Origin of the sequence: Haloferax sp. S1W, assembly GCF_044593955.1 — an archaeon.
Taxonomy (GTDB): Archaea; Halobacteriota; Halobacteria; order Halobacteriales; family Haloferacaceae; genus Haloferax.
Genome location: NZ_CP172596.1, coordinates 63,802 through 77,817, shown reverse-complemented (window position 1 = coordinate 77,817; position 14,016 = coordinate 63,802). Strand labels below are relative to the sequence as shown.

Here is a 14,016-nt window from a genome sequence, read left to right as displayed (position 1 = left end):
CGCACACACAAGTCAAGAATGAGGGGGCCCTTATACCGGATATGACTGGACAGGGAGACCGTCAACATTGGTTTTCGGACCATACTGTATTGTCGATCTTGGCGGTAGTGAGCGCCGTTCTCGCCCTACTTTTCGTTTTCACACAGCTTCAGTATATCTTGCTCGCAATCGTCCTCGCATACGTTCTCGCACCCGCACAGCGGAGACTCGAGCGTTACACAACCCCAGTCACGGCCGCCCTTACCCTCATCTCGCTTTCGATATTTGCACTCTTCGTTCCGGTCGCATATATCCTCACAGTCGCAGTCCAGCAGGGACTGGGGCTGCTAACCGTCCTCCAAGAAGGGGAATTCAGTCTCGACACCATTCAGGACCGGATCGAAACCATTGGCTATGTGATCGATTTCGAACTGTTGTATGCGACATATCAAGAGCCAATCGCTACTGGAGTACAACGTCTCGCAACCGGCGCGGTAACCGTCATCGGCGGTCTCCCCGGCGTGTTGATCGGACTCACCGTGACGTTGTTCGTACTATTTGCATTGTTGCGAGACGGTGAACAGCTCGTGACATGGCTGCGTTCGGTTGTCCCTATCTCTGATCGTGTAGAGAGGGAACTTCTTAGAGAACTTGACACCCTCATGTGGGCGTCCGTTATCGGGAACGTCGCTGTCGCGGGGGTCCAGGCGGTACTGCTCGGCATCGGATTGGCGCTCGTTGGCATGCCTGGGGTTGTGTTCTTGACCGTAGCGACATTTGTCCTCACATTGCTCCCACTCATCGGGGCATTCGGTGTCTGGCTTCCGGTTTCGGGCTACCTGCTCGTAATCGGTCGTCCCACCGCAGCGGTACTGCTTTTCGTCTACGGGTCGGTGGTCAGCGCCTCGGACCTCTACCTTCGCCCGGCGATCATCAACCGGAGCGGAGCGCTCAACGTAGCGACCATCGTCGTAGGAATCTTCGGGGGAATCGTCCTGTTTGGGGCGATCGGTCTGTTCGTCGGCCCCGTCATACTCGGCGGATCGAAGATCGTCCTTGACCTGTTTGCCCAGGAGCGAGCGGACTCGACCGTCGGCTGACAGGAGACCGTTTCCGAAGGAAGCAACTGGTCGAAAATGGGCTCGATAAGCGCCACAACCGTGGTTCGCCGGAGGTTCTTCGGCGCACTCGTTCCACTCGTGCTGGATTGGCTCGGTTGCGATCCGGCCACGTTGGCTATCATCTTCATTACGACCGCGACTGACGTTCTTGGGTTCTTTCTCTTCCTTGGACTGGCGCAGGTCGTGCTCCTGTGAAACGTCCCTCCTTACTTCTTTCTATCTAGCCACTGAAATACAGGACGATGAGCACGGCTCAGTCACTCTACGACTTACTCGCCGAAGGCAGTGAACTCACTATCGTCTGTCACAACAATCCTGATCCGGATTGTCTCGCAAGTGCACTCGCACTGGGCCGGATTGCAGCTGCTGCCGGTATCGACGCGCGACAGATCCTGTACAGTGGCGATATTTCCCACCAGCAGAATCGTGCGTTCGTCAATCTGCTCGAGGTCGACCTCGAACCGTTCGACCCTGCTGCCGTTCAAGACCGAGATGCAGGGTCGCTGCTTGCGTTTGTCGATCACGCTGTCCCAGGCGCGAACAACCAGGTCCCCGAGGGAACCCCTGTGGATATCGTCATCGATCACCATCCAGTCGAGGAGATTGACGCCCGGTTCGTCGATCACCGCGAGGCCGTTGGAGCGACTGCGACTATCCTCACCGAGTATATTCAAGAACTTGGCATCGACCTCGATACGACGCTTGCGACGGCGCTCCTGTTTGCGATTCGACGTGAGACACTCGGCTTCCTCCGAGGAGCAACTCGGGCAGAGTACGACGCGGCGGGATATCTCCACGACAACGTCGATCAAGATCTGCTCGGGCAGTTGTCCTCACCGTCGGTCAGTGGCGCGACCGTCGACGCCATCGCGACCGCCATTCAAAACCGGACGATACGGGGGTCGGTACTCATCTCTCACGTCGGCCGGACGAGCGAACGGGATGCGTTACCACAAGCTGCCGACTATCTCGCCACGCTAGAGGGTGTTGATACCGCTATCGTCTTCGGAATACTAGCGGAGACCATCCAGCTCAGTGCACGGTCGACGGATGCACGGGTCCATATCGGCGACGTGCTCCACGAGGCGTTTGCGGATGTCGGGAGTGCTGGCGGTCATCGGGAGATGGCGGGTGGCGAAGTCCCACTCGGTATCTTCGCTGACTACACGAGCGACGATACGCAGTTGCTCGCCATCGTCGAACAGGTCATCACGGCACGTCTCGTGGCTGGGCTCAACCTCACCGACGAAACGGACGACCAATCGAGTCCATCAGAGGCTGAGTGAGACAGATGAGTCAGGCGGGAACCCCGACGTCCAACGCCAGATGGACCAGCGTCGAATTATCGATGACCGTAAACGCCAATTCTGCAATAGATGTTTCTTGCTCGCGCCGGAATATACGTCCATGGACCATCCAGCATTGACGAACGACCTCGCAGCCACGTTAGAGAGCGGAGACGTTGCGCTCGGCCTGCTCGACAACACGTACAGTCCCACACTCGTGGAATTCTACGGTGAACTCGACTTAGATTTCGTCTGGATCGATCTCGAACATGGTGGTCCGGACCCGTGGGACGCGAGTCTGATGGAGGACCTCCTACGCGCTGCCGAACGGACGGACCTCGAACTGCTCGTCCGACTCCCCGACACGGACCCAACGCTGGTCCGGAAGGCTCTCGACCTCGGGGTCAGGAACGTCTTTCTGCCGCGCGTGGAGACGGCGACAGAGGTCCGTGAGGCGGTCAAATCCGCTCGATTCAGCTACGACGGGAATCCGGGAGAACGTGGACTTGGGTCGCCCCGGGCCCGACGCTGGGGGCTCGCCGACGACTACATTGCCACCGAGGACCGGGAGACGGTCGTCGGCGTGACCATCGAGACTGAGGCCTCCGTCGAGAATCTGGACGAAATTCTGTCGGTCCCAGAACTGGGATTCGTCTTCATCGGCCCACTCGACCTCTCCGTATCGCTCGGCTGTCCCGGCGAAATCGACCACCCGGATGTGCAGGAAGCCGTCGAGACCATTCGTTCGAACGCCGTCGATGCAGGTGTTCCCGTTGGCGGTCTCGGATTCGGGATAGACGATGTCAACGAGAAAGCGGCGAATGGCTACCAGATGCTAAACCTCGGGAGCACGACTGGGGCGCTCCAGCAGACCGTCACTGGCTGGTTCGACGCCTATACGGGCGAACGACCAGTAAATAAATAAGTGACAGGTACTGCTCGTTCTGAATCGGGATTTCGATCCGCGGCGATACTCGGTGAGCTGGTCTCGCCGGTCCATCAGATTGACAATCAAAGAACAGAAATTGTAGTCTCAGTTGCCAGTGTACATCCAGTGTCCCGGAACCGTTTCCCTATAGCAAACGATAAATGAGTATGGTTTTTGAACAGGATCTCCCGGGGGATTCTCGTTTCACTGCTTGTAGTCCTCGATCAACCCACCTCGCAGCACGATCTCGACCTGGCGCGGGTTCAACCTGTGCTCGACCGAGAAGGCGGTGCCCTGGGTGGCGTTACGCACTGTGACCCGGTTTCCGTTCTGTATCTCCTCGCGAACGTCGGGGAGTTCGAGGGTATCACCCTGCTCGATCGCCTCGTAATCGGCCCGGTCGACGAATTCGAGGGGCACGATACCGAAGTTCACGAGGTTCTGCCAGTGAATGCGAGCGTAGCTGACGGCCAGTGCCGCCCGCATTCCCAGATAGTAGGGCGCCAGTGCGGCGTGTTCGCGCGAACTCCCCTGCCCGTAATTCGACCCGCCGACCACTAGCCACGGCGCTCCCTGTTCTTGGGCTCGCTTGTAGAAGCCTTGCTCGACCTGGTCGAACACCCACTCGCTGATCTTCGGGATGTTCGACCGATACGGGAGCACCTCCGAGCCGGCGGGCATGATCTCGTCGGTCGAGATATCGTCGCCGACCTTCATCAACACGGGGCCGGTAATCGCGTCCGGCACGCGTTCGAACGCCGGGAGGGACTTCACGTTGGGTCCTTTCTCCAGCTCGCCGCCGGGGGTCTCGGGGGGCGCACTGAGCGCCGTCTCGTCCACGATGATTTCCTCGGGTTCGGTCCAGGTCGGGTACTCGATGTCGTGGGTCTCCTCAAGGGTGCGCGGGTCCTTGATCTCACCGGTGAGCGCACTGGCGGCCGCGGTTTCGGGACTACAGAGGAAGACACTGTCCTCGCGGGTGCCAGTGCGTCCGGGAAAGTTCCGCGGGACCGTTCGCAGACTGTTCCGGCCGGAGGCCGGTGCCTGGCCCATTCCGATACATCCGTTGCACCCGGCCTGGTGGACGCGGGCACCGCTCGCGTACAACATTCCGAGATACCCCATCTCGGTCAGATTCTGGAGCATCTGCCGGGAGGTCGGGTTCACGTCGAAGCTGATCTCGGGGGGAACCCGCTGTCCGTCGACGATCATCGCCGGGACTGCGAAGTCCCGAAGTCCCGGATTTGCGCTGGAGCCGATGTAGGCCTGGTAGATTTCTTCGCCTTGCACGTCCGCTACCGGAACGACGTTGCCGGGACTGGACGGTTTGGCGATCATCGGTTCGATCTCGTCGAGGTGAATCGTCTCTGTCACGTGGTACTCGGCGTCGTCGTCGGCGTGTAACGCTTTGAACTCATCCTCGCGCTGCTGCTGAGCGAGGAACCGCTTTACGGCATCGTCGGCAGGAAATACGGTACTCGTCGCACCCAGCTCGGTGCCCATGTTGGCGATGACGTGGCGATCCATCGCGGTCAGGGAGTCCAACCCGGGTCCGTGATACTCGATGACACGACCGACGCCGCCGTCGACGTCGTGGCGGCGCAGCATCTCGAGGATGACGTCCTTGGCGCTGCACCACTTGGGGAGTTCGCCACGCAGCTCGACGCCCCACACTTCAGGCATGTTTACGTGGTAGGGCTCGCCAGCCATCGCCATCGCGACGTCGAGGCCGCCGGCTCCGATCGCCAGCATGCCCATCGCGCCCGCGGCCGGCGTGTGCGAGTCCGATCCAACCAACGTCTTGCCCGGCACTCCGAATCGCTCCTGGTGGACAGGGTGCGAGACGCCGTTGCCGGCGGGCGAGAACCAGATTCCCCACTTCTGGCAGGCACTTCGTAGAAACAGGTGATCGTCGGGGTTCTTGTTGTCCTCCTGGATGAGGTTGTGGTCCACGTACTGGGCAGACAGCTCGGTCTCGAGGTGATCGACGTCCATGGCTTCGAGCTCGAGCATGACCATCGTGCCGGTGGCGTCCTGGGTCAACGTCTGATCGATGTCCAGTGCGATTTCTTCACCCGGCTCCATCCGGCCGTCGACGAGGTGGTCTTCGATGAGTTTTTCTGTGACAGTTCTTGGCATGGGTTAAGATACGACGAATACCCCCTTTGTTCTTCGGTAACTATTCGACCACGGCTCGCACAGACAGGAAAGTGCGAAACCAACCCTCTGAGAAGTGTCACACGCTACCTCTCATTCATAACGCTCGGAGGGGTGATAAGAGAGTGATGCTAACCATCTAGAAATCGACTCTCGAATATCTCTCTATGGTTCAGTCGGTAGAGGTTTTCTCGAGCGAACGTCGGGCGAACAGAGCGACGTACCGTCTGAACGTCAACTTGAATACGGCTGGCGAGAGGACAGTAGCCCCGAATTTCCGAATGGGACAATGTCCTGATTAACCGAGTTAATCAATGCTACTCAGATGGGACCACCCGATTAATCAAAAACAGGATGGGTGTGAATACGTTTCAGGTTAAAGTACCTGGGAGACGTAAGTGTGTTATGGTAGTACCACACGGAGTCCTGGATAGTGCCGTCTCAGTCCAAGCGGTGCCGTTGCAGTTCGGGGGTGGTTTCATTGAGCTTGCAGTCCTCTTTTTGATACTCGCGCTCGTTGCAGCAGTGCTCGGTGCTCGGGAGGTCGCTGGAGTCAGTATGAATATCGCAAAATGGCTCGTCATCATCTTCGTCGTCCTCGCTATTGTCGCGTTCATTCTGTAGACTCACCCCCTCTCCCTGGGTACTCTTCGCCCATTGGTCCAACTGGGAACGCGCCCGTAGTACGAGCTGTCGTTCGTCTGGAAACTCGGCCATACTTTTAGCACGACGACTTCGGAAAGGGACAATTATTTGCCATCAGCGTCTCAACCGCCGGACAGGTCCCTGAATATACATGAGTGAACAAAGCGAATCCCACGACGAGGACATTCGCAGCGATGGGGCGGGGGTCGTCGCGCCGGACAACGAAACCCCGGCGTGGCACGAGCGGAAAAAGCGGTCGACCGGCCTCTCACGGCTGACATACGAATACTTCGAGCGTTCACGCAGAGAGGACCAAGACCTGCGCATGGAGTCCGACTACGTCGAACGCGACGTGCTCGGATTCCCGGCGTGGCCGCACGAACTGGTCCGCAACCTCTCGATTGCGTCGTTTTTCGTCGGGATGATTCTGTTCCTCGCGGCGACGATGCCGCCGCACATCGGTGCACCCGCGAACCCGTCCGACACACCCGGTATCATCCTTCCCGACTGGTACCTCTACTGGTCGTTCGGCCTGTTGAAACTCGGTCCGCTGAACCCCGAACTTGCCGTACTCGGCGGGCAGAAGCTGTTAGGTGACCGTGCTTACGGCGTCCTCGCGAACGGCGTCGTCGTCGGTGCAATTGCTATCGTTCCCTTCCTCAACAAGGGGAGCGCGCGCCGTCCTGTCGAAGAACCGTTTTGGGCGTCTATCGGTGTGGGCGGTGTCGTGTTCGCGCTCACGATTAGCATCTACTCGGCGAAGAACCTCATCCCGATGAACGTCGACCTGCTTTTCGACCTGACGTTCATCCTGCCGCTCGTGGCGGGCGTCGTCTCCTACGCGGTGTTGAAGACGATGCGTGAAGGGTACATGTACGACCTCAATCGCCGGTACTACCGACTTCGGCCACCGAAGTAGTTCGGTTGGCCGTTTCGGTCGCGTTTCTCTCTAACTGAACCGCGCCACAGCGTTCCCACCAGCAACGTAGAGGCCGCCTTCGGCAACACTCGGGCCGATGTCGAAGTGCCGGAAGTCTTCACCCACCAACTGCTGAACCGTATCGCCGGTTGCAGCGTCGAAGGCGGTCAACGCGGCATTATTCTCGTTCGTCGGGACGAACACGTTCCCACCTCCGACAGCGACACCACTCGCGTAACTCCCTTGGTATGAGCGGGTGCGCCAGCAACGAGTCCCGTCTGCAGCCGCGAGAACGACTATCGTCGTGTCCGTGACGACGTACACTCGACTTCCGTCAGTCGCGATGGTTTCTGGTCGCTCGGGTCTCGTGTTGTCTCCCGACTGGCGCGGGGCGAGTTGGGAGCGCCAGCGTTCAGTCCCGGTTGCAGCGTCGAGGGCAAGCACATCTCCTGAATCAGTTCCGGCGAAGACGGTGTCTTCGACCACTGCCAGATTACACTCGATACGTGCGTCGGTTTTCACGCGCCAGCGCTCCGTCCCGTCCGCAGTCGCCACCGCTCGGATGTACGTGTCGTCTCTGGCGATGTAGACTGTCTCGTCAGTGACGGCCGGTGTCGATTCTGACGGCAGTCCCGTGGGCACTCGCCAGCGTGTCTCACCGGTCGAAAGTGACACTGCGTGCGTTGTGACACCCCGCTGAAGGTAGACGGTCCCATCCGCGATGATTGGACTCGCGTCGAACGCTCGTCCGCCAACGTCGAGTGCCGGTCGCAGCGTCGATTGCAGACAGTTCGGTCGTCTAGCGCGGCGAGGGAACCCACGTTTTCACCTGCGTCGTAATATCTCGTCGCGAGAGAAGACACGTACACCGTCTCGCCCCCGACGACGGGCGTACTCAGTGCTCCGTAGAGCGGTGGTTCGACACTTCCACGTGACCTGCTCCACGCAGCGGTCACATCACGTGGACCAGCCGGGGCGTGGCCTGTTCCAGCGGGGTCGTACCCTGCGGTCGACCACGCTGCTGTGGGTTCGTCGAACGTGGGTTCTGGCGTCGGAGCCGAGGTACCGCACCCAGCGAGACTGCCCGCGAATGCGAGGCTCCCGGCAGCCAGCACAGCACGTCTGGGGGGCATTACCTCATCGTGTCATGGAGTGGCCAAAAGCTCCGGGGCCGTCGGTGTGGTGTACTCCCTCCGTGTCTGGAGACTCCTGACGACGTCAGAGACAACGTGCTGACACCTCTCCGTACGGGTAGTCTTTTATCTATCGGCGTTCGATTGGGACTATGTACCAAGCCACGCTTCGTATCGACAGTGATACGCCGTACGAGCGGGCGACGGCAGGGTCTGACGCCCGAATCGAGCTGTGGTGCAACAGTCACTGTGACCTCCTTTCTATCGACGGTCCCGTCGGCGACGACGTGTTCGACTACATCGAGCGAACGGTCGGCGTGTACAACGAACTCCACGGTGAACACGGCCGTGTCATCATCACCGACGCGTGTTTGAAGGCGCACAGCGACCACAACGTCGAACCGTATCTGGAGGCGCACAACTGCCTGCTCGTCCCACCGATTCGGTACGAAGGTGGGAAAAAGCGGGTTCGTGTACTCGCGTCTCGCTCCGAGGACCTGACGAATTTCTACGCCGACGTCACAGAGCAGTACGACGTGCACGTCGAATCGAAGCGCTCGATAACGGAGGTATTCGCGGACCAACCGCTGTTGTCGTTAGAGTCGCTCCTCCCGAATCTGTCGCCGCGGCAGCGAGAAACGTTCACCCTCGCCTACGAGCGCGGCTACTACGAGATTCCTCGAAAGACCACGACGACCGAACTCGCCGAAGTCGTCGGCGTGGAGCGTCGGACGCTCGAACATCATCTGCGCCGGGCCGAACAAAAGCTGGCAGAGGCGTTTATCGGACTACTCTGACGAGGGACTTCGAGAATTGAGCGGGGGGGCGGGTGGTCTCAGCCGAGGAGACCAACCGCGGCCAGGAGATGGGTCATCCCAGCGATGAGCGGGATGAGGATAATCGTCCGCATGACGAACATCGCCACGAGGTCACGGAACCGGATGGGCACGTCGTTGAACATGTCCATCGTCATCGGGCCGACGCTGGAAAAGAAGATGAGTTGCGAGACGGCCAGCACCGCGATGAAGAACTTAGCCTTCAGCGCAGTCTCGGTGACGAGGAGGACGGGGACGTACATCTCGGTGATGCCGACGATAGTCGCCGGGGCGACGACCTCCGCGTTCGGAATTCCCAGCGCGGCGATGACGGGCGTCAGCGGCTTCCCGAGGATGTCGAATATGGGCGTGTTCGCCGACAACAGCGTCGCTGCGAGGCCGACAGTCAGAATCGTCCCGAGGATGAGCGACGTGAGTTTCAGTCCGTCGATGAACCCGCGCTTGGCCGCTTCGAGGAACGATTCACCCTCGTCGGCTTTCTGGACCGCTTCCGACAGGGCCAGATGGATGTACTCACTCAGCGACCCCGAGAACGCCGTCTCCGGGTCGGGTTCGGTGATGTATTCTTTCGGCGTCGTCGAGATGGGCGGCAACCGAACCAGAATGGCCGCGGTGATGATAACGCAGACGAAGTACGCGCCGAAGACGACGGGGAACAACTGCAAGATGTCGAGCGTCGCGGCCACGACGCCGACGAATCCGATGCTCACCGTCGAGAAACAGGTCGCGATGGTGAACACGTCGCGCTTGTTGTAGCCGCCCTGTTCGAACACGTTGCGGGTGACGTACAGGCCGACGCTGTACGAGCCGACCCACGAGGCGAGGCTGTCGAGGGCGGCGCGACCAGGGATTTTGAACAGCGGGCGCATTACTGGGCGAGCGAGCGTCCCGACGAATTCGAGGCCGCCCAACTCGACGAAGATGGTGATGAACACCGCGCCGATGGGGATGATGACGCCCACGCTGTAGACGAGTACACCCCACATCAACCCGCCCGTCCCGGGCGTGTGAAGCCACGCCGGACCAACTTTGAAGAACATCACTGGGGCGGCGGCGATGCCCGCAAGGCGCAGGAGCCAGAAGGCAGTCGACGTTTCGTAGTACGACAGGTCGTACCCCGCAAACGTCCCGTCACCAACTGTCGCCAACGTCGTCAGCACACCGCCAGCGACGATGATAGAGAGCGCATAGACGCCGACAGCGTTTGGGAACGTCCCCGTAATCGTGCTCACTACGATGTCGAACGGAACGGTAAGCTCCCCGTTGTAGGGGACGGGCACGAGGAAGAACACCGCGCCGATGAGGAACGCGGTGACGAACTTCACGACCGGTTGGCCGCGAATCTCGTGGAGGTCGATATCGTCGATACTCTTACTGTGTGGTTCTTTCTCTACGGTCCACGTCCGGTCTTGTTCCGTTGCCATGACTCCATGATTGTTAATATATAGCAAAGACGTGCACTCTCCCATCGGATAGTTGTTTATAACAAATCGTTATGGAGGGACATTCCAGTATCTGGAAATAGGCAGCCAGATATGTCTCAGGTGATGATTTTCGCGGAAAACGACATCTGTCCTGTGGCGGCCGTCTCAAAAACGAATGACCGCTGGTGATGTGATTGCGGTTTCCTACAGCCCGGCGTACGGCCCGCCCTTGGCCTCCGTCAGGCGTTCGACCTGCTCGTCCGACAGGTCGATGGTTGCTGCCGCGAGGTTCTCGGCGAGTTGTTCGGTCGTCCGCGCACCCACGATAGGTGCGGTGACGCCGTCGCGGTGCATGAGCCACGCGAGCGCGGTTTGGGCGGGCGTCGCACTGACCTCGTCAGCCACCTCGTCGAGCACGTCGTGAACGTCGAAGTTCTCCTCGGTCAGGTAGGTCCGTTCGAAGTGGCTCGACTCCGCGGCGCGCGATTCGCCCGTGAGTCCTTCGTCACGCGCGTACTTTCCGGTGAGGAAGCCCTGCCCCAGCGGACTCCACGGACAGACTGCAACGCCGTAGGACCGAGCCATCTCCAGATAGTCGCCCTCGATTTCGCGGTCGACGAGGTTGTACCGTGGTTGTGTGACGGTAAACGGTTCCCACCCCATGGCGTGGGCGATTTCGTTGGCCTTTGCGACCTTCCACGCGTTCGGTCGCAGGGTGGATGCACCGAGGTAGTGGACCTTTCCGTCTTCGACGAGGCCGTTGAGCGTCTTCATCATCTCGCGGGTCGGCGTGTCGTCGTCCCAGCGGTGGATGTACAGCACGTCGACGTAGTCGGTTCCGAGTCGGTCGAGCAGGGCGTCGATACGGTCTCGAACGTTCTTTCGGTTCGTCCCGCGGCTGTTCGGGTCACCGGCACGAATCTGCCAGTAAATCTTCGAGGCGATGGTGTAGCGTTCGCGGTCGCGGTCGGAGAGCCAATCGCCAATCCAGCGCTCGCTTTCGCCGCCGCCGTACACGTCTGCGGTGTCGATGAAGCGCCCGCCAGCCTCTGCGTACGTGTCGAGGAGTTCGTGTGCGCGTTTCTCGTCTATTTCGACGTTGCCAGCTTCGGTCTCCCGACCGAATCGCCACGTACCGAACTGGAGTTCGCTCGTCTGCAGGCCAGTCTCCCCGAGTGGGACAAAGCCGAGTTCGACGTCTTCGGGAACAGTCATAGTCGTCTTCTGGTACGACGATTCGAACAAAAAGTCTTGTGTAGTGTGTCCACGACTGCGGGGGAATCCGTGCGCTACTCGCCGGATTCCCACCGACTCAGAACGGTCCGTTTCTGCTCGTTCCGAATGCGAGCCGTTCGAGAATCTCAGAATGCCGAAGCCACGTTATTTCACGCGGAAAGTGTGAATTCCCAGATTTCGAGTAGTCTGTGATACAAATTACCATGGATGGCCCCCAGAACGCAACCCATAGATTAATGACAACATAAATGAATGATTATGTGGGTTACAAGATGAGCAAAGAATCCGAAACGTGGGCACCGACAGCATCGAAATTCGAAGGCGGAGACGTGAATGGTGGGTGCGTCAGCTTCGAGGCGTACTTCCTGCGCGACCTCTACCAACAGGAGAAAATCGACGGGTCCCTGATAGAGGACATCATTGTCGAAAACGACATGCAGGTCGATGTTGATGACGTGATGAGGGCGATAGCGGACCCGCATGGGGGGAGTATCGAGAGCGAACTGGCTGGCTACATCGCTGACGTGGCATCCGTGGTCGCCGTCTGGAACTGAGAGGCCGTTGATGCCACTTCGGCTTCGACCTTCGGCGAACGCATTTTATCTCGGACCAGCGGAAGAGCCAACGGCATTTGTCGTTATTGACGGCGGCGAGCGACACACCTACGGGCCGCTCTCGTCAGCCGACCGTCGTGCCGTTGACCACCTCGTGCGCGGAGAGACACCACCAAAAGAGTCCGAAATCATCGCTTGGCTAATAGAGAACGGGCTTGCCGAGAACGGAGCTGTCGACGAGCGGGGACTGCCCATCGAATGGCCGGTGCGCTGGTCACGGCAGCTCTCAGCCTACGCGCTCTATGAAGGAGTGACAGACCCGCTGGCCATCCACGAGCAGGTCACTGACGCACACGCCCTCGTCGTTGGCTTGGGTGGAATCGGTTGTCACGCCGTCCAGCAACTCGCGGCCATTGGCGTCAACGAGTTCACACTGGTGGACCCTGATCGCGTCGAACGGCACAACCTGAACCGGCAAATCCTCTATCGGCACGACGATGTCGGAGAACTGAAGGTGAACGTCGCAGCGCGAACCGTTCGGCACCGGGCGGCACCAGACGACGAAGTGTCGATAACAGCGGTCGACGCGGATTTCTTTGATTGGGAGCCCAAAACTGCCGCCGCGTTCGATGTTGCGTTCGTCACCGCGGACGAACGGTCGGCAGGTATTCGCCGACGCACGAGCCGTCTGTTGTATCCCGCCGCTGTGCCATACGGATTCGCCGCGTATTCTGGACAGCAGGCCACGCTCGGCCCACTCGTGTTCCGGACCGACCGGGGGTGTGGCACTTGTGGCCTCCAGCAAATCCCGGTTGAGGACGGTCTGACATCCGTTACTGGGCCGGGGACACACGTGACTCCGCCGTCCTCGGCGGCACGAAACGGGCTGCTTGGGGCGACGCTGGTCGACCGTTGGTTACGCTCGCTTGCGAGTCCCGATGAACCCCACACGCTCGTCTTCGATATGGAATCGCTGTCTGCCGAGCGTCGAGACCACGTCGCGCTCACGTCCTGTCCAGTCTGTGGAGGGGAGACTGATGCAGTCTGAGACTGGCGTCTCTTGGGAGGATTGGGTCAGCCAAGACGACTACTTCGATGACCTTGCTGTCCTCGGAATCGGTCCGTTTCATCCCGGTGGAGTCACTGCGAGTCGGGAGTTGCTCGCCGGGAGAGACTGGACGGGTCAGCGCGTCCTCGATGTCGGCGCTGGTCAGGGAACGACGATGCGGTTCCTCGAAGCACAGGGTGCCACCGTGGTGGGCATCGAACCCTCGCCGTACATGCGTGCTGCGGCGCAACGCGCGGGGGTCGACCCCGCACAACTCCGACCGAACGTCATCCAGGAGGCGGACCTGTCAGGCACGTTCGACGCCATCGTCGTCGAAGGCGTCCTCGGATTCATCCCAGACGGTGTTTCGGAACTGGTCGCAGTCAGCGAGCAACTCGCCGTTGGTGGTGTGCTGCTACTCTCTGACTGGGAACCACACGACAGAGAGTCACACCCGTCCTACGGCTTGGAAATCGAGACGCGTCGCTCTGGCGCATCGGTTGCCAACAACTTGGCAGACCATGGGTTCGACTGTCACGTCAGCAGTGCTGAGACCGTCGCAAGTGCCTTCTCACTGGACGTTAGCGAAGGGGTGGACCGAGCGTTGCAATTCTTCCCGGACGCCCCCCGTCCAACCATCGAGGCAGCCGTCAAGCGAAAGATTGAGCGTATGGAAGGAGCACTATCCGAGGACATCACCTGTGAGCGCTATCTATTGCGCGCGACGAAGGGCTCATCATCCATCTGAAT

General features: G+C 59.9%; 13 protein-coding genes and 1 pseudogene. 10 read left to right on the top strand and 4 right to left on the bottom strand.

Annotated elements, in window-relative coordinates:
- The first annotated feature begins 107 nt into the window (after nt 1–107).
- The 4 genes and pseudogenes from ACH9L7_RS16550 to ACH9L7_RS16535 all read left to right on the top strand — a co-directional run bounded on the left by ACH9L7_RS16550 (nt 108) and on the right by ACH9L7_RS16535 (nt 3,311).
- Nucleotides 108–1,079: an AI-2E family transporter gene (locus ACH9L7_RS16550; RefSeq protein WP_396613547.1), complete on the top strand. Its 972-nt coding sequence runs from the start codon at nt 108–110 to the stop codon at nt 1,077–1,079.
- 69 nt (nt 1,080–1,148) lie between these two features.
- Nucleotides 1,149–1,295 (top strand): annotated as a pseudogene (locus tag ACH9L7_RS16545) (magnesium transporter); the annotation flags it as partial.
- A 47-nt stretch (nt 1,296–1,342) separates the two neighbouring features.
- Nucleotides 1,343–2,386, top strand: a complete 1,044-nt coding sequence (locus ACH9L7_RS16540) for a bifunctional oligoribonuclease/PAP phosphatase NrnA (protein ID WP_396613546.1) — start codon at nt 1,343–1,345, stop codon at nt 2,384–2,386.
- A gap of 121 nt (nt 2,387–2,507) precedes the next feature.
- Nucleotides 2,508–3,311 (top strand): HpcH/HpaI aldolase/citrate lyase family protein, encoded by an 804-nt coding sequence (locus ACH9L7_RS16535; protein ID WP_396613545.1) that lies wholly within the window; start codon nt 2,508–2,510, stop codon nt 3,309–3,311.
- A gap of 207 nt (nt 3,312–3,518) precedes the next feature.
- Here the strand turns inward: ACH9L7_RS16535 and ACH9L7_RS16530 are convergent, their stop codons facing one another.
- Nucleotides 3,519–5,453, bottom strand: a complete 1,935-nt coding sequence (locus ACH9L7_RS16530; RefSeq protein WP_396613544.1) for an aconitate hydratase — start codon at nt 5,451–5,453, stop codon at nt 3,519–3,521.
- A 423-nt stretch (nt 5,454–5,876) separates the two neighbouring features.
- On the opposite strand from ACH9L7_RS16530, the gene ACH9L7_RS16525 reads away from it, so the two are divergent.
- Together ACH9L7_RS16525 and ACH9L7_RS16520 are read left to right on the top strand one after the other, a co-directional pair.
- On the top strand, nt 5,877–6,095 hold the full coding sequence (locus ACH9L7_RS16525) for a DUF1328 domain-containing protein (RefSeq protein ID WP_396613543.1): 219 nt from the start codon (nt 5,877–5,879) through the stop codon (nt 6,093–6,095).
- 172 nt (nt 6,096–6,267) lie between these two features.
- Entirely contained in the window at nt 6,268–7,035 is a 768-nt protein-coding gene (locus ACH9L7_RS16520) for a cytochrome bc complex cytochrome b subunit (RefSeq protein ID WP_396613542.1), read from the top strand.
- A gap of 30 nt (nt 7,036–7,065) precedes the next feature.
- On the opposite strand, the gene ACH9L7_RS16515 is transcribed toward ACH9L7_RS16520, so the two are convergent.
- Nucleotides 7,066–7,758 carry a PQQ-binding-like beta-propeller repeat protein gene (locus ACH9L7_RS16515; RefSeq protein ID WP_396613640.1) on the bottom strand — a complete coding sequence of 231 codons (693 nt, stop codon included), beginning with the start codon at nt 7,756–7,758 and terminating at the stop codon, nt 7,066–7,068.
- A 562-nt stretch (nt 7,759–8,320) separates the two neighbouring features.
- Between ACH9L7_RS16515 and ACH9L7_RS16510 the strand changes: the two genes are divergently transcribed.
- Nucleotides 8,321–8,965, top strand: coding sequence for a helix-turn-helix domain-containing protein (locus ACH9L7_RS16510; RefSeq protein WP_396613541.1), 645 nt, complete (start codon nt 8,321–8,323; stop codon nt 8,963–8,965).
- A gap of 38 nt (nt 8,966–9,003) precedes the next feature.
- On the opposite strand, the gene ACH9L7_RS16505 is transcribed toward ACH9L7_RS16510, so the two are convergent.
- Together ACH9L7_RS16505 and ACH9L7_RS16500 are read right to left on the bottom strand one after the other, a co-directional pair.
- On the bottom strand, nt 9,004–10,428 hold the full coding sequence (locus tag ACH9L7_RS16505) for a YjiH family protein (RefSeq protein WP_396613540.1): 1,425 nt from the start codon (nt 10,426–10,428) through the stop codon (nt 9,004–9,006).
- Nucleotides 10,429–10,632: 204 nt separating this feature from the next.
- A complete protein-coding gene (locus tag ACH9L7_RS16500; RefSeq protein WP_396613539.1) occupies nt 10,633–11,643 on the bottom strand; it encodes an aldo/keto reductase in 1,011 nt (336 codons plus the stop codon).
- 293 nt (nt 11,644–11,936) lie between these two features.
- Here ACH9L7_RS16500 and ACH9L7_RS16495 point away from each other — a divergent pair, with 293 nt between their 5' ends.
- Genes ACH9L7_RS16495 through ACH9L7_RS16485 form a run of 3 tightly spaced genes read left to right on the top strand, consistent with a single transcriptional unit; the run spans nt 11,937 to nt 14,014 of the window.
- Nucleotides 11,937–12,218 carry a hypothetical protein gene (locus ACH9L7_RS16495; RefSeq protein WP_396613538.1) on the top strand — a complete coding sequence of 94 codons (282 nt, stop codon included), beginning with the start codon at nt 11,937–11,939 and terminating at the stop codon, nt 12,216–12,218.
- A 10-nt stretch (nt 12,219–12,228) separates the two neighbouring features.
- Nucleotides 12,229–13,266 carry a HesA/MoeB/ThiF family protein gene (locus ACH9L7_RS16490; RefSeq protein WP_396613537.1) on the top strand — a complete coding sequence of 346 codons (1,038 nt, stop codon included), beginning with the start codon at nt 12,229–12,231 and terminating at the stop codon, nt 13,264–13,266.
- Entirely contained in the window at nt 13,256–14,014 is a 759-nt protein-coding gene (locus ACH9L7_RS16485; RefSeq protein ID WP_396613536.1) for a class I SAM-dependent methyltransferase, read from the top strand. Before ACH9L7_RS16490 ends, ACH9L7_RS16485 begins: the two co-directional genes overlap by 11 nt.
- The last annotated feature ends 2 nt before the right edge of the window (nt 14,015–14,016 follow it).